The organism is Xanthomonas sp. BRIP62415 (assembly GCF_003993515.1).
GTDB classification, from domain to species: Bacteria; Pseudomonadota; Gammaproteobacteria; order Xanthomonadales; family Xanthomonadaceae; genus Xanthomonas; species Xanthomonas euroxanthea.
This window is the reverse complement of record NZ_QEZH01000039.1, coordinates 1-415: the sequence shown is the minus strand read 5'-3', so window position 1 is coordinate 415 and position 415 is coordinate 1. Positions and strand designations below refer to the sequence as shown.

1 pseudogene is annotated in these 415 nt (G+C 63.4%); it reads left to right on the top strand.

Going from position 1 to position 415, the window contains the following annotated elements:
- A pseudogene (locus tag EO141_RS20910) lies at positions 1 to 415 on the top strand (methyl-accepting chemotaxis protein); the annotation flags it as partial.

The following is a 415-nucleotide window of genomic DNA, read 5'->3' as shown; positions in this document are numbered from 1 at the left end:
GTCTGGCAATGGTTCCAACGGCTATGCCGGACTGAGCGAACAAGCCTTCGCTGCGCTGGACGCACTGCGCGACGACAGTCAGCTGGTCTATACCCCGTACATCGAAAGCTACCACTTGGTGGTGGCGACCTTGATCTACAGCCCCGACGCTACCGAATCACTGACTCGCCTGGATGCGGCCAACGATCCGTCCCAGGCCGGCGGCGACCGCGCAATGCTGCGCGAACAGCTCAACCAGTTGCAGCGCAATCACCTGCGCTTCCGGCATGAGCTGGACAAGGCAATGGGCCTGCTGGAACAGCCCGACCCTGCCCTGGCCGATGCCGCCAACGCCGAAGCCACACGGGCCACCGATGCACTGAAATCGCTTGGGACGGCGATGGAAGACAGCGATGCCCAGGCCGACACCCAATGG